19 protein-coding genes and 2 pseudogenes are annotated in these 18,768 nt (G+C 63.3%); 12 read left to right on the top strand and 9 right to left on the bottom strand.

Features of this window, described 5'->3' with window-relative positions:
- Nucleotides 1-165: 165 nt before the first annotated feature.
- Together ACYG9R_RS12115 and ACYG9R_RS12120 are read left to right on the top strand one after the other, a co-directional pair.
- Nucleotides 166-381 carry a hypothetical protein gene (locus ACYG9R_RS12115; RefSeq protein WP_023698372.1) on the top strand — a complete coding sequence of 72 codons (216 nt, stop codon included), beginning with the start codon at nt 166-168 and terminating at the stop codon, nt 379-381.
- Nucleotides 378-734, top strand: a complete 357-nt coding sequence (locus tag ACYG9R_RS12120) for a YciI family protein (RefSeq protein ID WP_023698373.1) — start codon at nt 378-380, stop codon at nt 732-734. The genes ACYG9R_RS12115 and ACYG9R_RS12120 overlap by 4 nt, the downstream gene beginning before the upstream one ends.
- A 12-nt stretch (nt 735-746) precedes the next feature.
- On the opposite strand, the gene ACYG9R_RS12125 is transcribed toward ACYG9R_RS12120, so the two are convergent.
- Together ACYG9R_RS12125 and ACYG9R_RS12130 are read right to left on the bottom strand one after the other, a co-directional pair.
- Nucleotides 747-2,354: a GMC family oxidoreductase gene (locus ACYG9R_RS12125; protein ID WP_023742127.1), complete on the bottom strand. Its 1,608-nt coding sequence runs from the start codon at nt 2,352-2,354 to the stop codon at nt 747-749.
- Nucleotides 2,351-2,941, bottom strand: a pseudogene (locus tag ACYG9R_RS12130) (FGGY-family carbohydrate kinase); the annotation flags it as partial. The gene ACYG9R_RS12125 and the pseudogene ACYG9R_RS12130, both read right to left, overlap by 4 nt.
- Before the next feature lie 197 nt (nt 2,942-3,138).
- On the opposite strand from ACYG9R_RS12130, the gene ACYG9R_RS12135 reads away from it, so the two are divergent.
- Nucleotides 3,139-3,669, top strand: a complete 531-nt coding sequence (locus tag ACYG9R_RS12135; RefSeq protein ID WP_023824352.1) for a hypothetical protein — start codon at nt 3,139-3,141, stop codon at nt 3,667-3,669.
- 16 nt (nt 3,670-3,685) lie between these two features.
- Nucleotides 3,686-4,323, top strand: a pseudogene (plsY, locus tag ACYG9R_RS12140) (glycerol-3-phosphate 1-O-acyltransferase PlsY).
- A 22-nt stretch (nt 4,324-4,345) separates the two neighbouring features.
- On the opposite strand, the gene ACYG9R_RS12145 reads toward plsY, so the two are convergent.
- Nucleotides 4,346-5,602, bottom strand: coding sequence for a ubiquinone biosynthesis hydroxylase (locus tag ACYG9R_RS12145; RefSeq protein ID WP_023726060.1), 1,257 nt, complete (start codon nt 5,600-5,602; stop codon nt 4,346-4,348).
- A gap of 112 nt (nt 5,603-5,714) precedes the next feature.
- On the opposite strand from ACYG9R_RS12145, the gene tesB reads away from it, so the two are divergent.
- The 6 genes from tesB to xth all read left to right on the top strand — a co-directional run bounded on the left by tesB (nt 5,715) and on the right by xth (nt 13,449).
- On the top strand, nt 5,715-6,590 hold the full coding sequence (gene tesB, locus ACYG9R_RS12150; RefSeq protein ID WP_023687727.1) for an acyl-CoA thioesterase II: 876 nt from the start codon (nt 5,715-5,717) through the stop codon (nt 6,588-6,590).
- Nucleotides 6,591-6,808: 218 nt separating this feature from the next.
- On the top strand, nt 6,809-7,147 hold the full coding sequence (locus ACYG9R_RS12155) for a P-II family nitrogen regulator (RefSeq protein WP_023670499.1): 339 nt from the start codon (nt 6,809-6,811) through the stop codon (nt 7,145-7,147).
- Nucleotides 7,148-7,160: 13 nt separating this feature from the next.
- The gene (locus tag ACYG9R_RS12160; RefSeq protein WP_373420142.1) at nt 7,161-8,609 is read left to right on the top strand and encodes an ammonium transporter; all 1,449 of its coding nucleotides are present in this window, start codon (nt 7,161-7,163) and stop codon (nt 8,607-8,609) included.
- 346 nt (nt 8,610-8,955) lie between these two features.
- Nucleotides 8,956-11,625, top strand: a complete 2,670-nt coding sequence (locus tag ACYG9R_RS12165) for a DNA translocase FtsK (RefSeq protein ID WP_023824351.1) — start codon at nt 8,956-8,958, stop codon at nt 11,623-11,625.
- 138 nt (nt 11,626-11,763) lie between these two features.
- Nucleotides 11,764-12,444 carry an outer-membrane lipoprotein carrier protein LolA gene (locus tag ACYG9R_RS12170; RefSeq protein WP_023683897.1) on the top strand — a complete coding sequence of 227 codons (681 nt, stop codon included), beginning with the start codon at nt 11,764-11,766 and terminating at the stop codon, nt 12,442-12,444.
- 198 nt (nt 12,445-12,642) lie between these two features.
- Nucleotides 12,643-13,449, top strand: a complete 807-nt coding sequence (xth, locus tag ACYG9R_RS12175; protein ID WP_023698380.1) for an exodeoxyribonuclease III — start codon at nt 12,643-12,645, stop codon at nt 13,447-13,449.
- Nucleotides 13,450-13,608: 159 nt separating this feature from the next.
- On the opposite strand, the gene ACYG9R_RS12180 is transcribed toward xth, so the two are convergent.
- Complete coding sequence (locus ACYG9R_RS12180; protein WP_023670494.1) at nt 13,609-14,064, bottom strand: cyclic nucleotide-binding domain-containing protein; 456 nt, start codon at nt 14,062-14,064, stop codon at nt 13,609-13,611.
- 177 nt (nt 14,065-14,241) lie between these two features.
- Nucleotides 14,242-14,925 carry a response regulator transcription factor gene (locus ACYG9R_RS12185; protein WP_023670493.1) on the bottom strand — a complete coding sequence of 228 codons (684 nt, stop codon included), beginning with the start codon at nt 14,923-14,925 and terminating at the stop codon, nt 14,242-14,244.
- A 145-nt stretch (nt 14,926-15,070) separates the two neighbouring features.
- Between ACYG9R_RS12185 and ACYG9R_RS12190 the strand changes: the two genes are divergently transcribed.
- On the top strand, nt 15,071-15,607 hold the full coding sequence (locus ACYG9R_RS12190) for a L,D-transpeptidase family protein (RefSeq protein WP_196813612.1): 537 nt from the start codon (nt 15,071-15,073) through the stop codon (nt 15,605-15,607).
- 170 nt (nt 15,608-15,777) lie between these two features.
- Here the strand turns inward: ACYG9R_RS12190 and ACYG9R_RS12195 are convergent, their stop codons facing one another.
- On the bottom strand, nt 15,778-16,017 hold the full coding sequence (locus ACYG9R_RS12195; RefSeq protein ID WP_023824350.1) for a hypothetical protein: 240 nt from the start codon (nt 16,015-16,017) through the stop codon (nt 15,778-15,780).
- Between the two features lie 134 nt (nt 16,018-16,151).
- Here ACYG9R_RS12195 and gcvA point away from each other — a divergent pair, with 134 nt between their 5' ends.
- Nucleotides 16,152-17,072 carry a transcriptional regulator GcvA gene (gene gcvA, locus ACYG9R_RS12200; RefSeq protein ID WP_023670490.1) on the top strand — a complete coding sequence of 307 codons (921 nt, stop codon included), beginning with the start codon at nt 16,152-16,154 and terminating at the stop codon, nt 17,070-17,072.
- A 15-nt stretch (nt 17,073-17,087) separates the two neighbouring features.
- Here gcvA and ACYG9R_RS12205 read toward each other — a convergent pair whose 3' ends face one another.
- The 3 genes from ACYG9R_RS12205 to ACYG9R_RS12215 all read right to left on the bottom strand — a co-directional run bounded on the left by ACYG9R_RS12205 (nt 17,088) and on the right by ACYG9R_RS12215 (nt 18,691).
- Nucleotides 17,088-17,507 carry a DUF1761 domain-containing protein gene (locus ACYG9R_RS12205; RefSeq protein WP_023824349.1) on the bottom strand — a complete coding sequence of 140 codons (420 nt, stop codon included), beginning with the start codon at nt 17,505-17,507 and terminating at the stop codon, nt 17,088-17,090.
- 105 nt (nt 17,508-17,612) lie between these two features.
- Nucleotides 17,613-18,311 (bottom strand): class I SAM-dependent methyltransferase, encoded by a 699-nt coding sequence (locus ACYG9R_RS12210; protein WP_023670488.1) that lies wholly within the window; start codon nt 18,309-18,311, stop codon nt 17,613-17,615.
- On the bottom strand, nt 18,266-18,691 hold the full coding sequence (locus ACYG9R_RS12215; protein ID WP_023670487.1) for an EVE domain-containing protein: 426 nt from the start codon (nt 18,689-18,691) through the stop codon (nt 18,266-18,268). Before ACYG9R_RS12215 ends, ACYG9R_RS12210 begins: the two co-directional genes overlap by 46 nt.
- Between the last annotated feature and the right edge of the window lie 77 nt (nt 18,692-18,768).

Below are 18,768 nucleotides of genomic sequence, written 5' to 3' on the forward strand. Positions count from 1 at the left end.
ATAGCGCGGCGGCAGGGGAAGACCACCGCGCTGTTTCGGCCGGATGCGACGCCGGCGTGCCCTGCAAATTTTTCTGAAAAAATGTGCGTGCAAAAATGTCGACTTGCATCGGCGCCGGCCGTCCTGCGAGCGTCCACGGATTCTCGTGGCGGATGGAGATCCAAGATGAACAATCTGTTTTCTGCCCATTGGAACGACGCCGACAAAAGCGCGCGTCTACACGAGATCGAGTGCTCGCGACCTTCCGGCTTCGGCCGGCTGCTTGCTGCGGTCGCCGTGATCGGCATTGCGGTCTGCGTGCTCGACCACGCTGCTGCCGGCAAGGATGCCGCCGGCGCCGTGATCACCTATGGTTCGTCACAGCAAGGGAGCTGGAAATGAAATATGTCTGTCTGGTCTACGGCGAGGAAAAGGACCTCCATGCCATGACGCCTGAGCGTCTGGCCAAGCTCGACGCCGATTCGATGGCCTATGACCGGTCATTGGACCAGCAAGGCAAGCTGATCATCGCGCAGGCGCTGCAATCGGTGAAGACGTCGAAGACGGTGCGGCGGCGCCAAGGCAAGCGGCTGATCACTGACGGTCCGTTTGCCGAAACCAAGGAGCAGTTGCTTGGTTTCGTCATGATCGAAGCCGACACTCTCGACAAGGCGCTGGAGATCGCCGGCAAAATTCCGCTGGCTGAAATCGGCACCGTCGAAGTCAGGGCGATCTACGACGTGCCGGGGTCATAGGCGGCGGCGACGTCATGCAGGCCGGCGGATCATATCCGCCGCCTTCTCGGCGATCATCACCACTGGCGAGGCGGTGTTGCCGGAGACGATGCGCGGCATGATCGACGCGTCGATGATCCGCAGCCCCTCGATACCGGTCACGCGCAGGTCCGGGCTGACGACGGCGCGGTCATCGATGCCCATCCGGCAGGTGCCGACCGGGTGGAAGATGGTCGTGGCGATCGAGCCGATCTGGTGCAGCAGGTCCTCGTCCGACTGGTGGGCGAGACCAGGCAGGATTTCTTCCGGATGGAAGCCGGCAAGAGCCTTGGCGGTCATGATGCTGCGCGCCTGGCGCACCGAACGCAGCGCGATCTCGCGGTCGCGCGCCGTAGAGAGGTAGTTCAGCCGGATCTCCGGCTGCACGGCCAGCTCGCGCGTCGTAGCGTGCACCGAGCCGACGCTCTCGGGCCGCAGATTGCAGACCGACATGGTGATTGCCGGGAACGGGTGCAGCGGGTCGCCCAGCCGGTCGGTAGACAAGGGCTGGACGTGGTACTCCAGGTCCGGCGTCGCCATCGACGGATCGGATTTCGAGAACATGCCGAACTGGCTCGGCGCCATCGACATCGGTCCCGAGCGGCCAAAGGCATATTGCAGCGCGATCTTCGCCTTGCCGCTCAGGCTGTTGGCTAGCGTGTTGAGCGTCAGCGCCGACGACACTTTGTAGACAGTGCGGATCTGCAGATGGTCCTGAAGGTTCTCGCCGACATCGGGGCTGGCGTGAACCACATCGATGCCGAGCGCGGCGAGGCGATCCGGCTCGCCGACCCCGGAAAGCTCCAGCAGTTTCGGCGTGTTGATCGAGCCGGCGGTCAGCAGCACCTCGCTCCTGGCCTTTGCCTCGATGGTTTGGCCGCCGACGCGATAACAAACGCCGATAGCACGCTTGCCCTCGAACAACACCGTCTCGACATGCGCGTTGACGACCAGCCTGAGGTTCGGCCGTCGCAGCGCCGGGCGCAAGAATGCCTTGGCTGTGTTCCAGCGCACGCCCTTGCTCTGGTTGACTTCGAAGAAGCCGGACCCCTCATTGTCGCCGTCGTTAAAATCCTCGCGCGGCATGATGCCGAATTCCTTGGCCGCCTCCTGCACGGTGTTCAGGATCGGCCACGACAGGCGTTGCCGCGCCACTTTCCATTCGCCGCGGGAGCCATGCAGCTCGGTCTTGCCGCCATGATGGTCCTCGGATTTGAGGAAGTAGGGCAGCACATCGTCCCAGCCCCAGCCGACATTGCCCATCTGCCGCCAGCCATCGTAGTCCGCCGCCTGGCCGCGCATGTAGATCATGCCGTTGACCGAGGTGCAGCCGCCCAGCACCTTGCCGCGGGGATAGACCAGCGAGCGGCCGTTCAGGCCGGCTTCGGGGGCAGTCTTCATCATCCAGTCGGTGCGCGGATTGCCGATGCAATAGAGATAGCCGACCGGGATATGCACCCAGTGATAATTGTCGCTGCCGCCGGCCTCAAGCAGCAGCACGCGCGTCGCCGGGTTTTCGCTCAGCCGATTGGCCAGCACGCAGCCCGCCGTGCCTGCGCCGACGATGATGTAGTCGTAGTCGCCATCGAGCCGTTGGGTCATTGCGGTGGTTTACTCGGCGGTGTTCTACTCGGTTCTGCCGCCTGTTCGGCCCAGAACGATCGCAGCGTATCGGCAAGGCCGCAATAGGCGCGATAACGCCTGTTGTAATGGTCCTGCATGGCCGGGTTCGGACGGTAGGCGGCGCTTGACCGGGTCATGGCGTCAACGCCGGCCTCGTAGTCGGCGAACAGGCCGGCCGCGACCCCGGCGCCGATTGCCGCGCCAAGCGCGCCGGTCTCGCGCGCCTCAGGCACGGTGATCGGCACCCCAAGCCCGTCGGCGAAGATTTGCAGCCAGTGCTCGCTGCGCGAGCCGCCGCCGGACAGGACCGCCTTGTCGAAGCTGACACCGGCGTCCTTCAGGACATTGATGTGGCGCCTATGCTCGAACATCACGCCCTCGAACAGCGCGCGCAGCATATGGCCTTCCTTGTGCCAGCCGGCAAGGCCGTAGAAGCCGGCGCGGTATTCCGCCCCTTGCCCCGACCCGTAGAGAAACGGGTGGAACATCGGATCGTCCCAGGCTGGCGTCACCGCGCCGGCAGCCGCGTTGCAGTGGCCGAACGGATCGTCATGATGGGCACCGCGCTCGATGCGAAGTCAGCGTTATCGCTAAGCGGTTGCATCATTAGTGCCCGTGACGAGCGACCTGCACCCAGGACGCCCGATCTCGGCGTCTGGATGATTAGGGGGCCAGCTCTGTTTTCTCATCAGATACAATTCTTGCGTGTTGAAGCAACGCCGGAGTTCTCCTATCGTCGCCGCAATTTTCGGGGGAATTCGACATGCCTTTCCTGATTGCTATTCTCGGCGTGCTGGGAGCCGGGGCGTTCTGGTGGTATCGCATGAAGGCTATGAACGAAGCCGCGCGCGAGGTCGCCGACGTCGTCGGCCGCGTCCAGGGCAACATAAGGCGCAAGAAGCTGCGCAAGCAGGCGGCGCTGTCGCCGCTGACGGCGATCGACGATCCGGTGGTGGCGGCAGCAACGCTGATCATGGCAATTGCGGCGGAGCATGGTCCGATCCTGCCGAAGCGCGAAACGGTTATCCGCGAGGTGATCTCGCAGATTGCGGACAACCAGAAGAAGACCGATGAAGCCGTCGTCTACGCCAAATGGGCCGCGGCGCAGATCGACGACACGACGATCGTCATCGACAAGCTGGCGCCCTTCCTGCGCGAGCGCCTCGATCCCCACGAGCGCGAAGATCTGCTGCAGATGGTGGATCGTGTTGCCAAGAGCGGCGAGCAGAGTTTCAAGGTCGCCGACCAACGCATGCTGCGACTGCGGCAGAAGCTGGGGTTTGAGGTCAACTGAGAAACAGCCCGGGCGCATGTCATTCTGGATAGCGAGCGTGGCAGGATCGGCTGCCGCTTACCTTATCGGCTCTACGCCTGCCGGCTATCTGCGGGGAAACTGCTTAAGGGCATCGATATCCGGGAGCACGGCTCCAAGTCCACCGGTGCGACAAATGTATTGCGCACACTCGGGAAATGGCCAGCATTGGTGGTGCTTCTGGTGGACGTGCTGAAAGGGGCGGCAGCGGTCATCTTTGCCCGTTGGTTTTGTTTCTAGTCTTCCGCAACGCCGCCGTCGGCAATATCTGATATGCCCGTTTGGGCTCCTTGGGTTGTATGCCTGGCCGGACTCGCTGTTTTGCTTGGGCATAGCCGTTCGATCTGGCTGAATTTCACCGGCGGCAAATCGGCTGCGACGGGGTTGGGTGTTTTGTTGGCGATGTCCTGGCCTGTGGGTCTAGGCGCGGCGACGGCATTTGCCGTGGTGTTGGCAGTTTCCCGAATTGTGTCCCTGAGTTCGATGCTGGCGGCGCTCACCGCGATCGCCCTCGTCGGCGGCATGGAACAACCATTGCCCTACCGGTTGCTGGTCATCGCCGGCGGCATCTACGTGATCGTGCGCCACCGCGCCAACATTGCGCGGCTGATGTCAGGAGCCGAGCCGCGTCTATGACAAAGCGGCACTCATTCCCGGCCTAAATCGCCTCACCCTTGAGCAGCCGTGGTGTGCCGTTGGACAACCCCGACGCCTGGCGGATGAAGAACTCCTTCAGCCTGGGCATCCGTTCGACAAGGCCGAGGCCTATGTCGCGGAGCTGGCGCAGCGGGCCGATGTCGTTGGAAAACAGCCGGTTCAGCACATCTGTGGTGACGCCCATCTGCACCGTGTCGAAGCGGCGCCATTGCTGGTAGCGCTCGAGCACGTCGAGCGCGCCGATATCCTGTCCCAAGCGATCGGCCTCGACCACCACTTCAGCAAGGGCCGCCACATCCTTGAAGCCGAGATTGAGGCCCTGGCCGGCGATCGGGTGGATGCCGTGCGCGGCGTCGCCGGCAAGCGCGATGCGCGGGGCGACAAAGGCGCGCGCGATGGTCAGGCCGAGCGGCCAGGCGCGCGGCTTGTCGGTGACGCGGATTTCGCCGAGCTTCAGGCCGAAGCGCAATTCAAGCTCCTGCTCGAAGACGAGGTCGTCGCCCGAGACCAGCTTTTCGGCATCCTCGGAACGTTCGACCCAGACCAGCGACGAACGGTTGGTGCCGTCCTCGGTCGGCTTGAGCGGCAGCGTTGCAAACGGGCCGGCCGGCAGAAAATGCTCTTCGGCGCGGCCATTGTGCGGGCGCTCATGCGCCACCGTGCAGACGATGCCGGACTGGCCATATTCCCATTTCACCGTCTTGATGCCGGCCATGTCGCGCAATTTGGAATTGACGCCGTCGGCGGCGACCAGCAGCCGCGCCTCAATCGCCGCGCCGTCGGCCAGATGCACGGTGATGCCGGCGCCATTGCCGTCGAACGATGCGACCGCGACACCTTCGATGATGTCGATGCCGAGCTTTTGCGCGCGGCGGCGCAAGGCGCTGTTCAGGTCCTTGTTGGCGACCATGTGGGCGAACGGTTCGCCCGGCGCGACCTCGCCATCGAAGGTGAGAAACACCGGACGCACCGGATCGGCGGTGCGCGAATCGGTGACGATCATCTCGGTGATCGCCTGCGATTGCCCGACGATTTCCTGCCAGACGCCGAGCTGGTCGAGCATGCGGCAGGCGGCGGCGGCGATCGCCGAGGCGCGGCGGTCCTTCTGCCAGACGCCGGCGGGGGCAGCATCAACGACCGCCACGGCGAGGCCCGGCCGCGCCTGTTTCAGCGACACGGCGGCGGCGAGGCCGACATAGCCGGCGCCAGCGACCAGCACGTCGAGCGGGGTTTTTGCGTCCGGGTTGCGGTTCGCCATGTCAATTCCTTTCGAAGTCTCGACCATCCCCGCCCACTGGGGCATTCCGGCCTTGACTGCCCGCCATTCCTGTCGGAAACCGCCATAGCATCTTACGGCGAGGTCACGAAGCATGACGGCGGCCATGGACGAGCTTCTCAGCATTCTCGACCTCGAGCAGCTTGAACACAATCTGTACCGTGGTCGCAGCCCCAAGCTCGACTGGCAGCGCGTTTTCGGCGGCCAGACCATCGCCCAGGCGCTGGTCGCCGCGCAGCGCACCGTCGAGCCCGAGCGCCACGTGCATTCGCTGCACGGCTATTTCATGCGGCCCGGCGACACCAAGGTGCCGATCGTCTACGAGGTCGACCGCATCCGCGATGGCGGCTCCTTCACCACGCGGCGCGTGGTGGCGATCCAGCACGGCCAGGCGATCTTTTCGCTGGAAGCCTCGTTCCAGCAGGACGAGGTTGGCCTTGAGCATCAGCTGCCGATGCCGCGCGACGTGCCGCCGCCCGACAGCCTGTTGTCGCAGCGCGAATTGCTGGGCAAGTTCGGCGAGGCGGTGCCGGACGGCATCAAGCGCTACTGGGAGCGTGACCGGCCGATCGAGATGAAGCCGGTGATGCTGAAGCATTACACCAGCCGCGAAAAGCTGGAGCCGCAGCAGAACATCTGGATCCGCACCACCGGCCCGGTGCCGGCCGACCGCGGCATCCAGGCGGCGGTGCTTGCCTACCTCTCCGACATGACGCTGCTCGACACCTCGACCTTTGCGCACGGCCGCGCCATTTTCGACCGCGACATCCAGGCGGCGAGCCTCGACCATGCGATGTGGTTCCATCGCAGCCATCCGCTCGATGACTGGATCCTGTACACGCAGGACAGCCCGTCGACGCAGGGGTCGCGCGGCTTCACCCGCGGCTCGCTGTTTGCCCGCGACGGCACGCTGATCGCCTCGGTTGCCCAAGAAGGCCTGATCCGGCTGAAGCGGCCGCCTGCGGAATAGGCATTTTCGAAAAATTGCCTACTTTTTAATCAGTGACTGTCCGTTGACTGTGCGCACCGTGGCGCCGGGACTCGAGCGATCCGTTTGTTTACAATGAGTTAACACCCTGCTTCGGCAACTGGCACGGAGCTTGAATCCTGTTGGGCACTCTCCGGGCTTTTTGGGATCGGTGAAGGTGTGCAAACGCGGGGGACCGCAACAGCAAAGGGTGAAACCTTATGAAAATCGTGATGGCAATCATCAAGCCGTTCAAGCTCGACGAGGTGCGCGAAGCGCTCACCGCCGTCGGCATCCAGGGCCTGACCGTCACCGAAGTCAAAGGCTACGGGCGTCAGAAGGGACACACGGAAATCTATCGTGGGGCGGAATACGCGGTCAGTTTCCTGCCGAAAATCAAGATCGAAGTCGCGGTTAGCACAGACCTGGTCGACAAGGCCGTCGAAGCCATCACGGCGGCGGCCAAGACCGGCCAGATCGGCGACGGCAAGATCTTCGTCTTCGGCATCGATCAGGCGGTGCGCATCCGTACCGGCGAAACAGACACCGACGCACTTTGAGCGGCGAACACGTATTCCAATGGAGAGTTCAATGAATATACCTTCCACCTTGAAGTCAGTGGCGCGCTCCGCGCTGCTGGGCTCCTTAGCGCTCGGAGCATTGGGCACGGTTGCTGCCTTCGCGCAGGAGGCGGCTCCCGCCGTCGCGGCGGCAGCGCCAGCAGCGCCGGCTTTTACCGTCGACAAGGGCGACACCACGTGGATGATGATTTCCACCGTGCTGGTGCTGTTGATGACCATTCCCGGCCTTGCGCTTTTCTACGGCGGCCTGGTTCGTACCAAGAACATGCTGTCGGTGCTGATGCAGGTCTTCACCATCACCAGCGTGGTCATGATCATCTGGGTCTTCTACGGCTACAGCCTCGCCTTCACCCCGGGCAACGCCTTCGTCGGCGGCCTTTCGAAGATGTTTCTCTCCGGCGTCAACGTATCGACGCTTTCGGAAACCTTCAGCAAGGGCGTCGCCATTCCTGAACTGGTGTTCGTCGTCTTCCAGATGACCTTCGCCTGCATCACGCCCGCCCTGATCGTCGGCGCATTCGCCGAACGCGTCAAATTCTCCGCCTTGATCCTTTTCGTTATCCTATGGGTGACGTTAATCTACTTCCCGATCGCGCACATGGTCTGGTTCTGGGGCGGCCCGAGCGCCTATGCCGACCCGTCCGGCCTGATCTTCAGCTTCGGCGCCATCGACTTCGCCGGCGGCACGGTCGTTCACATCAATGCGGGCATTGCCGGTCTCGTCGGCGCGCTGATGATCGGCAAGCGCATCGGCTACAAGAAGGACATCATGGCGCCGCACTCGATGACGCTGACCATGGTCGGCGCTTCATTGCTGTGGGTCGGCTGGTTCGGCTTCAACGCCGGTTCGAACCTCGAAGCGAACGCCTATGCGGTGCTGGCGATGATCAACACCTTCGTCGCCACGGCGGCGGCGGCAGTGGCCTGGATCGTGCTTGAATCGCTGCTGCGCGGCAAAGCCTCCATGCTCGGCGCTGTTTCGGGCGCGGTCACCGGCCTCGTCGCGATTACGCCGGCTGCAGGTTTTGCCGGCCCGATGGGCGCTATCGTGCTTGGCATCGTCGCCACCTTCGTCTGCTACTTCTTCGTCTCGGTGGTGAAGAACACGTTCGACTATGATGACAGCCTCGATGTCTTCGGCGTCCACTGCGTCGGTGGCATCATCGGTGCGCTAGGCACTGGCATTCTGGTCAATCCCGCCCTCGGCGGCGCCGGCATCGTCGACTATTCGACGGCCGACTTCGCCGCCGGCTATGCCGGCACGGCCACGCAGCTCCTGGCGCAGGGCAAAGGCGTCCTGGTAACCCTGCTGTGGTCGGGCATCGGCAGCGCAATCCTCTACAAGGTCGTCGACTTGATCATCGGTCTGCGTCCGACAGCCGACGCCGAGCGCGAAGGCCTCGACCTGACTTCGCATGGCGAAGCGGCCTACCACTCGTAAGCCTTGCGGGGCGGCCTCGGCCGCCCGCATTCTCCCATCCCGTCGTGACGCTCCCGAAAGGAGTTCACGCTTTGAGGCCCGGGTCATTCCGGGCCTCTCTTTTTGGCAACCGTGCTGGCAGGCCTCGGTCCCTGCGCAATCACGTTCTAGTGATGGCCGCCGGCGGGGAGACGTCGACCGGATTGGTTCCGAACTGTTGAGACTGCCTACAGTGGAGTGAGCAAGATCGTGGCACCGGCTGCCGTATAGTTAATGCGGCCTTAACCTTCCCCCCGATAGTCTGACATCCGAATCTGCCGGAGTGCGTCATGCGCCCGGCCAGTCCATGACAGACGGGGAACGAAGCATGCGTTCAGGGGCTTCAGCACCGCTCGCGCTGACCGATACGGGGTACGGCATCCAGGCATTCGCGCGGCGCCAGGTCGGGCGGCTGGTCGGCGCCGGCCTGTTTGCGCTGGTCGCCTTTGGCGTCGCGGCGCTGGCGACCTGGAACGTCGCCGATCCCAGCTTCTCGCACGCCACCGACAACATCGTCACCAACGCCATGGGCTATGCGGGCGCGGTATTCTCCGACCTCGCCATGCAGTTCTTCGGCCTTGCCGCGGTCGCCGCCCTGGTGCCGGCGGTGATCTGGGGCTTTCTCCTGTTTTCGGCGCGCGGCGTCGACAGGCTGCCGAAGCGCGGCCTTGCCTGGTTCGGCTTCGCGCTGCTCGCGGCGGCGATGGCCGGCTGCGTGGTGCCGCCCAAGACGTGGCCGTTGCCGACCGGCCTCGGCGGCGTGTTCGGCGACATGGTGCTCAATATTCCGGGCCTGGTCATTGGCGGCTACCCGACCGGCATCGTTGCCAGCGTCATTGCCATGGTGCTCATTGCGCCGGCGCTGTGGCTGTTTGCCTATGGCTCGGCGCTGATTGCGCGCAAGAACGGCTTTGCCGTCATGGAGCGCACCGCGGAGCCCGATCCCCGAGAGGACGACCTGCTCTTCGACGAAGACGAGGACGAGGGCGACGAGGGGATACTGGCGCTCGGCGCCGTTACCCACTGGTGGCTGTCTTTCCGCGCCTGGATGCATCGCCGGGCTGTGCGCCGCCAGCAGGAGCGCGACGAGTTCAAGCCGGAGATGGAGCAGCGCTCCACCGCATGGCGCCGCGCCGCCGAACGGGTCGAATCGGCGGAATTCGCCGAAGCGCGGATGAGCCCGGATGGCCGCGCCCGCGTCGAGCCGGAATTCTTCGCCGCCATGGTCAATGACCGCAGCGTTTCCGTCGATCCGGACGATGACGACGTCCTCGATGCCGGTTTCGACAATGGCGACCAGGAGGTCGAACTCGACGACGGGCCGGTCCAGCGCCGTGCCGCGCCGAACGCCAAGGTGCAAAACTTCCGGTCAGATGCGGCGACCCGCGTCGCCGCACCTGCGCCGCGTCCCGCTCCCGGCGCGCGCGTCCAGCGCGAGGCGCAGACCTCGCTGATCGGCTCGGAAACATTCGAAATGCCGTCGCTGCATTTCCTGTCGGAGCCGAAGAACGTGGTGCGCGACGCCAGCCTGTCCAAGGACGCGCTGGAGCAGAATGCGCGCCTGCTCGAAGGCGTTCTGGAGGATTTCGGCGTCAAGGGCGAGATTATCGCGGTGCGGCCCGGCCCAGTCGTCACGCTCTATGAACTGGAACCGGCGCCCGGCATCAAATCGTCGCGCGTCATCGGCCTGTCCGACGACATCGCCCGCTCGATGAGCGCGATTGCCTGCCGCGTCGCCGTGGTGCCCGGCCGCAACGCCATCGGCATCGAATTGCCGAATGCCAAGCGCGAGACCGTCTATCTCCGGGAGATCCTGGCCAGCCGCGATTTCGAGACGACCAAGTCCAAGCTGGCGCTGGCGCTGGGCAAGACCATCAATGGCGAGGCGGTGATCGTCGACATCGCCAAGATGCCGCATGTGCTGGTCGCAGGCACCACCGGCTCCGGCAAGTCCGTCGCCATCAACACCATGATCCTGTCGCTGCTCTACAAGCTGACGCCGCAGGACTGCCGGCTGATCATGATCGACCCGAAGATGCTCGAACTTTCCGTCTATGACGGCATCCCGCACCTTCTGACGCCGGTGGTCACCGACCCGAAGAAGGCGGTGGTGGCGTTGAAATGGACCGTGCGCGAGATGGAGGACCGCTACCGCAAGATGTCCAAGGTCGGCGTGCGCAACATCGACGGCTTCAACGCGCGCGTGCAGTTGGCTGAAAAGAAGGGTGAAAAAATCTCGCGCACCGTGCAGACCGGCTTCGACCGCCAGACCGGCGAGGCGATCTACGAGACCGAGAACCTCGATCTCGAGCCGATGCCCTACATCGTCGTCATCATCGACGAAATGGCCGATTTGATGATGGTCGCCGGCAAGGACATCGAAGGCGCGGTGCAGCGCCTGGCACAAATGGCGCGCGCGGCCGGCATCCATGTCATCATGGCGACGCAGCGCCCGTCGGTCGACGTCATCACCGGCACCATCAAGGCCAATTTCCCGACCCGTATCTCCTTCCAGGTGACGTCGAAGATCGACAGCCGCACCATCCTGGGCGAGCAGGGCGCCGAGCAGCTGCTCGGCATGGGCGACATGCTGTACATGGCCGGCGGCGGCCGCATCCAGCGCGTGCACGGCCCGTTCGTCGCCGACGACGAGGTCGAGAAGATCGTCGCCCATCTGAAGCTGCAGGGCGTGCCCGAATATCTCGACGCCATCACCGAGGATGACGGCGAGGACGATGACGAGCCGTCGGGCAAGGGCGGCGCTGGCGGTGGTGGCAACAGCAATTTCGAGGATTCCGACGATCCCTACGACCAGGCGGTCTCGGTCGTGCTGCGCGACGGCAAGGCGTCGACCAGCTATATCCAGCGCCGGCTCGGCATCGGCTACAACCGCGCCGCCTCGATCATCGAGAAGATGGAGAAGGAAGGCATTGTCGGCCCGGCCAACCATGCCGGCAAACGCGAAATTCTGGTGCCGACCGAGGACGACAAGTTCTGATCAGCCGATACGGCCCGGCGGCAACCTTGAACCTTTTGGCGCGTTACAGCGACTGAGCGCTGTCCGGCCCGCCAAACTTAAGTCTAACTGGGGGTCCACGGACTGCAACGAGACACACACCACACGAGAGTGACCGGCATGAAAAACGATCTTTCCGCGATCAGCGATTTCGCTCCAAACCGTCGCCAGTTGCTTGGCCTTGGCCTGATGCTTGCCGGCGCCGCGGCCATCAACGTCGTGCCGGGGTTCCAGCTCTTGGCCTCGGCGCAGGCGGCGGTGCCGCCGACGGCGCAAAAGATCGCCGACCATTTCTCCTCGGTCAAATCGATGAGCGGCGAGTTCGTCCAGTTCGGCCCCAACAACCAGCAGACCGGCGGCAAGTTCTTCCTTGAGCGGCCAGGCAAGATTCGCTTCAACTATGACGGCAAGTCGAATTTCCGGGTGATTTCCGACGGCAAGTCGGTGGTCATCCTCAACAAGCGGCTGAAAACGTCCGATCTCTATCCGTTGTCGAAGACACCGCTGAAGCTGTTGCTCGACACCAAGATCGACCTCTCGGGCGGCCGCGTCAAATCGATCAAGGAAGAGAGCGACCTCACCACCATCCAGCTTGCCGACAAGTCGGTGTTCGGCAATTCGAAGATCACCATGATGTTCGATCCGAAATCCTATGATCTGCGCCAGTGGACCATCACCGACGCGCAGGGCAAGGACACCACGGTGATGATCTACAACACCAAGGAAGGCGTCAGCTTCCCTGCGGATACGTTCGCCATCGACTATACGGCGAACCGCGAGCTGAACACCAACCACCGCTAGATCCGGTGAGGCCGGCCTGCAAATGGCGATCTCCTGCGCTTCCGGTGCTCACGTGGTTTAAGTACGCTCCGCTCCGGTTCTCGGAGACCACCATTTTCGACTCGGCCTGACCTGAATCAGGGCCGCCGCCCGCAAAGGCTGGCTTGTGTTTGTGGCGCTCGGCTGGCAGTAGATCGGCGACCTTGTTCGGATCGCCGCATGCCCTTCTCCATCGCCACCTGGAACATCAATTCCGTGCGCCTGCGCATGCCGATCGTCGAGCGGCTGCTGACGGAGCAGGCGCCCGATGTGCTTTGCCTGCAGGAGACGAAGGTTCCCGACGAGCTGTTTCCGGAAAAGGCGTTCCGCAAGGCCGGCTACGAGCACATCGCATTCCATGGCCAGAAGGGCTATCACGGCGTTGCGACGGTGGCGCGGCGGCCGATCGAGATTGTCGAGAAACGGCGTTTCTGCGAGATCGATGACAGCCGGCATCTGTCGGTCAAGGTGCAGGCCGGCGGCAAGGCAATCCTGGTCCACAATTTCTACGTGCCGGCCGGCGGCGACGAGCCCGATCCGGAGATCAACCGCAAGTTCCGCCACAAGCTCGATTTCGTTGCCGAGATGAACGCCATCCACGCCGCGCATGACGAGGTGTCGGCTTCGATCCTGGTCGGCGACCTCAACATCGCGCCGCAGGAGCACGATGTCTGGTCGCACAAGCAATTGCTCAACGTCGTCAGCCACACGCCGGTCGAGACGCAAAATTTCGACGCGATGCGGATCGCCGGCGACTGGGTCGACCTGATGCGGCTCGACGTGCCGCCAGAGCAGAAGCTCTACACCTGGTGGAGCTATCGCGCGCGGGACTGGGAAGCCTCGAACCGCGGCCGCCGGCTCGACCATGTCTGGTCGTCACCGAACCTGGTGCCGAGCTTTGCCGGCTATGAGATCCTGCGAGAGGCGCGTGGCTGGGAGCGGCCCTCGGACCATGTGCCGGTGATTGCGCGGTTCGACCTGGATTAGGCGTGCCGATATTCAGGTGAGGCCGGCCTGCAATGGCCGATACCTGCGCTTCCGGTGCGTACTTTGAGTACGCTCCGCTCCGGTTCTCGGTATCAACCATTTTCGACTCGGCCTGACCTGAATCTCGACACACCCAAGCGTGAGCGCGGTCGCGGGGACCTACCCGCCAAACCTTGGGGCCAACTTCTCGATGCGGGCGATCATGGCCTGAAAATCATCGAGGATTCGCTGGTGCAGTTTCACCGCCACTTCGGGATATTCCTCCAGGATGCGGCGAAACATCTTGCGGCTCAACCTTATCACTTCCGAATCGGTCTCGGCCGAGGCGCTGGTCAGCCGTCTTGAGTCGGCGATCAGCGCCAGTTCGCTGAGGATCGTGCCGGGGCCGGCGGTGCCGATCGGGATGCGGTCGCCGTCATGCTCGCGGTAGAGCACGATGCGGCCACTGACCACGATATAGGCTGAGTCGGCTTCGTCATCCTCGCGGTACAGCTTGCGGTCGGCCTGCAGATGGGTGGCTTCGGCGCCGAAGGCGAGCAGGCGCAGCTGTTCCTGCGTGAAACCCTCAAAGAGCTTCACGGCGGACAGGATGCGGATGTCGTCATCCAGCGCCATCTCTAGCTGCGTCCCCGAACGGTCAGTCCAATCCCTCCCTTAGAGCGCCGCGTGTCCAATTGGAGGCGCAAAGGACGCTCTAACACTTCAATCTGCGAAGCGGGCCGATCCAGGCTCCCCCAGCCGGATCCTCCCCGAAACAGTCCCGCCCCGACCGCCTATTGAACAATGAAAAGTTTAAGGAACCAGCTTGTAGCCGCCGCTTTCTGTCACAAGAATTTCAGCATTGGAAGGATCGCGCTCGATCTTCTGGCGCAGCCGGTAGACGTGCGTTTCCAGCGTGTGCGTGGTGACGCCGGAATTGTAGCCCCACACTTCCTCAAGCAGGACGTCGCGCGTCACCACCTTCTGGTCGGCTCGATAGAGATATTTGATGATGGAGGCTTCCTTCTCGGTCAGCCGCACCTTGCCGCCGCGCTGGTCGATCAGAAGCTTCTGGCTGGGCTTGAACGTGTAGGGCCCGACCGAAAAGGTGGCGTCCTCGCTCTGCTCGTGCTGGCGCAGTTGTGCGCGTATGCGGGCGAGCAGCACGGCGAAGCGGAACGGCTTGGTGACATAGTCGTTGGCGCCGGCCTCGAGGCCCAGAATTGTGTCGGAATCGGTATCGTGGCCGGTCAGCATGATGATCGGCGCCTTGTAGCCGCCCTTGCGCAGGATCTTCACCGCCTCGCGGCCATCCATGTCGGGCAGCCCGACATCCATGATGAGCAGGTCGATGAGCCCGCCGCGCGCCGCGGCGACGCCTTTGGCGGCGGTCGCTTCCTGCAAGACGTCGAATTCTTCGTAAAGGGCCAGTTGCTCGACGAGGGTTCCGCGCAGGTCGTCATCGTCGTCAACGATCAGAATGGTACGTGATGTCATGGATCAATCCATTGTTTTGAAAAGAATTTTCAGTTGACCGCCCCCCATTTATGCGGAAGCTGACCGGCGCAACAGTCCGATCACAGTGATTTGTTCCGTGACACGATCATACAAGAAAAAACGCGATCGCAATGCAGCCGGCGCAATTTTGCCGAAAGGGCTGCGTGTGCTGGTGGTTCGGGCGAGGCCGGGCAACCCCAGCCAGGGGATATTGCAGGCCGGCAGCAAGGTGTTTGCCTGTGCGCTCGGACGCGGCGGCATCTCGGCCAATAAGCGCGAAGGCGACGGTGCGACGCCGCTTGGCGAGATGCGGATTTTGTCAGGATATTTTCGGGGCGATCATTTCGCGGCCGGCCGCAAAACCCGGCTGGCGATGGCGCCGATCGGCGCCGATCTCGGCTGGTGCGAGGTGCCGGACGACCGCAACTACAACCGGCCGGTGAAAATCCCTTATGGCGCCAGCCATGAGCGAATGCGGCGCGACGACCGCCTCTATGACGCCTGCCTGGTGCTCGACTGGAACATGGCGCCGCGCCGGCGCGGCCGCGGCAGCGCCATCTTCTTCCATCTGGCGCGCCCAGGCTTCACACCGACGCAAGGCTGCGTGGCGGTGACGGCGCGGACAATGGCGCGGCTGTTGCCGCTGGTGTCGGACCGGACGGTGGTGAGGGTGGTGAGGTAGGGAGTAGGGAGTAAGGGAGTAGGGAGTAGGGAGTAGGGAGTAGGGAGTAGGGAGTAGGGAGTAGGGAGTAGGGAGTAGGGAGTAGGGAGTAGGGAGTAGGGAGTAGGGAGTAGGCTGGTGTCGGCGCCGTTTCAATCCTTCACTACTCACTACTCACTACTCACCATTGCCTAACGCCTTCTCGGCTTCTGCCACCCAGTGTCCAGCAATCCAAGCCGGCCGAGTTCCCGGTCCACGGCCCGCGTCACGTCCTTGCGCTGCGCGCCGACATCGCGCAGCTGGCGATCCGACAGATCCTCCACGTCCTGGCGCGGCAGGTTGACGGCGACTTTCGCCTGGCGAAGCCAGTCCGTTACGGCATGGAACCAGTTCGAGCGAGCTGCTGGCGAGTTCAAAACGAAGATGGACATGATGCGCTCCGTGTTCCGCCGGATATCAAATCCGGCTTGATGGTGTTTCGATGGATGCATCATGCCGCATTGAAATCCATAAGAGAAACGAGTAGTTCTTTTCGGATCGTCAAGTTTTATTTGAGGATACGGTGATGTCCCGTCTGTTGCCCGGAACGCGCGCGCTGAGGACTCTGGAAGCCGCCGCCCGCCACCTCAATTTCACCCGCGCTGCCGACGAGCTCGGGCTGACGCCGGCGGCGGTCAGCCACCAGATCAAGGAAATCGAGGATCAGCTCGGGCTGGTGCTGTTCACGCGAACCAGTCGTACCATCCGGTTGACCGAGGCAGGTACGGTGCTGTTCGAGGCCTCGATCGATGCGCTCGACCTGCTCAACCGGGCGGTGTCGCGGGCGCGCAAGCTGACGCGCGGCACGGCATTGCTGAAGGTAACGCTCGACGCGCAGTTCGCGTCAAAATGGCTGATGCGGCGCGTCGATGATTTTCGCAAACTTCAGCCCAATATCGAACTGAGGTTCGACATCGGCTACGAAGTGCGCGATTTCGAACTCGACGATGTCGATGTCGGCATCCGGTTCGGGGTTGGCAAGTATCCGGGGCTTCGCGCCCATCGCCTGTTCGACAACATCCTCATTCCGGTGTGCAGCCCGAGCCTGCTGACCTCCGGCCCGCCGCTGCGCGAACCGCGCGACCTCTTCAACCACACGCTTGCCCATATCGAATGGTCGCGCCAAGGCGTGACATGGCCGAACTGGCGCATGTGGATGGCGGCGGCCGGTATCAACGATTTCGACGACAGCCGGACCATCGTGTTTGGAACCTCTACCGATGCCGTGCAGGCGGCGCTCGACGGCAATGCCGTGGCGCTCGCCGAGTTCGCCATGGTGGCAAACGACCTTTCCCAGGGAAGGCTGGTGCAGCCCTTTGAACTCGGTCTGCGCGTAGGGCCGGAGTTCGGCTACTTCCTGGTCTATCCCGAGAGCACTGCCAACGATCCGCGCATCATCGCTTTCCGTGAATGGATCCTCGACGAAGTCGCCAGGACGCAGACCTGACGACTTCTGCAGGCCTCAGCCGGCGACCGGCGTCCCGAACCAGCCGATCACCGCGCCGATGATCAACAGCACGCCGAGCCAGTGGCCGCCGTCGATGACGGTCAGGTCCCAGCCGAAATTCTCATAGCGATGGTTGGCCGTCAGCGTCGTGGCGACGAAACCCAGCCAGAGGACGAAGCCGAAGACCAGCCCTGCGACAAGGACCGGCTCGCCGCCGGTCATCGCGCCGACGACCAAGGCTAAGACCAGCGCCATGATTAGCTCGGCGATGAAGGAGATGATGAAGGGCAATATCGATTTCTTTGACGTTGACGGATCGATCCTGGCCGCCCTCATCCAAGGCTTGCTGAGGGCCGTGTACCAGACGGCGCCAAACAGCCACGCCGCGACGGCCGCGACAACCACCGCCAGCCAGTTCACCACTGAAAAATCCATAAAGTCCTCCCCTCAAGCATGCAGCCCAAAGCCTGACGGTTCTGGGATAACGACATGCGTATTCTTCAAATCAATGCGCGATGGAACGCCTGTTCGGCAATGCCGTCAAGCGAAGCGCCACACCGTGGTGCGCTTGACCAGGGCGTCCTCCAGCGCCCGCGTCACCGCCACTTCGTAGACGGCGAGCGGCTCCAGTCCCGCCTTCGGCATGTAGGAGCGGCCCGGATCGCCGACGAGGATGTCAGCGCCGCGCGCCTTCAGTGTCGAAAACCACGGCATCAGCGTGTCGGCGAAGGATTTGTCGTAGAAGACGTCGCCGGCCAGCACCACGTCCCAGCCGGCGTCGGTGCCGATGCAGTCCGTGCCGCAAAAGTCGATGGCAACGCCATTGGCCTCTGCGTTGAGGCGGACCGCCGTTTCGCAGAACGGGTCGATGTCGGCGGCGATCACGTGCGCCGCACCCGCCTTGGCGGCGGCGATGGCGACAAGGCCGGAGCCGGAGGCGAAGTCGAGCACGCGTTTGCCCCGCACATCCGACGGATTGTCCAGCACGTAACGGGCAAGGCCCTGACCGCCGGCCCAGGCAAAGGCCCAGAACGGCGGCGGCAGGCCGATTTCAATCAGCTCGTTCTCCGTGCGCTGCCAGAGGTCATGCGCTTCGTCGGCAAGATTGAGGACAATCTCCGGCACATGCGGCGGCGACATAAGCGCCGTGTTGTCGAGAATGAACTTTTTCGCGCTGTTCGGCGTGAGGACCGTCACGGAGCCGGCGTCAGGCCGCCCATGCGGCAGACTTCCTTCCATTCGGCCGGCGTCACCGGCTGTACGGAAAGCCGTCCAAGCCGCACCAGCGCCATCTCGGCAAGCTTCGGATTGGCCTTGACCTGCTCCAGCGTCGGCGGGTTCGGCACGTCCTTGAAGGCGCGGATGTCGACGCATTCCCAGCGCGGATCGTCGGTGGTGGTATCCTGATGGGCAAGCGCGCAGACCTCGGCAATGCCGACGACGTTCAGCCCCTCATTGGAGTGATAGAAGAAGCCTAGATCGCCGATCTGCATCGCCTTCATGTTGTTGCGCGCTGCATAGTTGCGCACGCCGTCCCACTGCGTGCCGGCCTTGCCCTTGGCCTTCAGCGCCTCGAAGGAGAAGACCGAAGGTTCGGATTTGAACAGCCAGTAGTTCATGTCTTTGCTCCAACTACTATTTTTGCGCAATTCCGGACGGAAAACCGTTACACACTTTTCCTGGGATCACCCTAGGC

Source organism: Mesorhizobium sp. RSR565B (assembly GCF_054719465.1).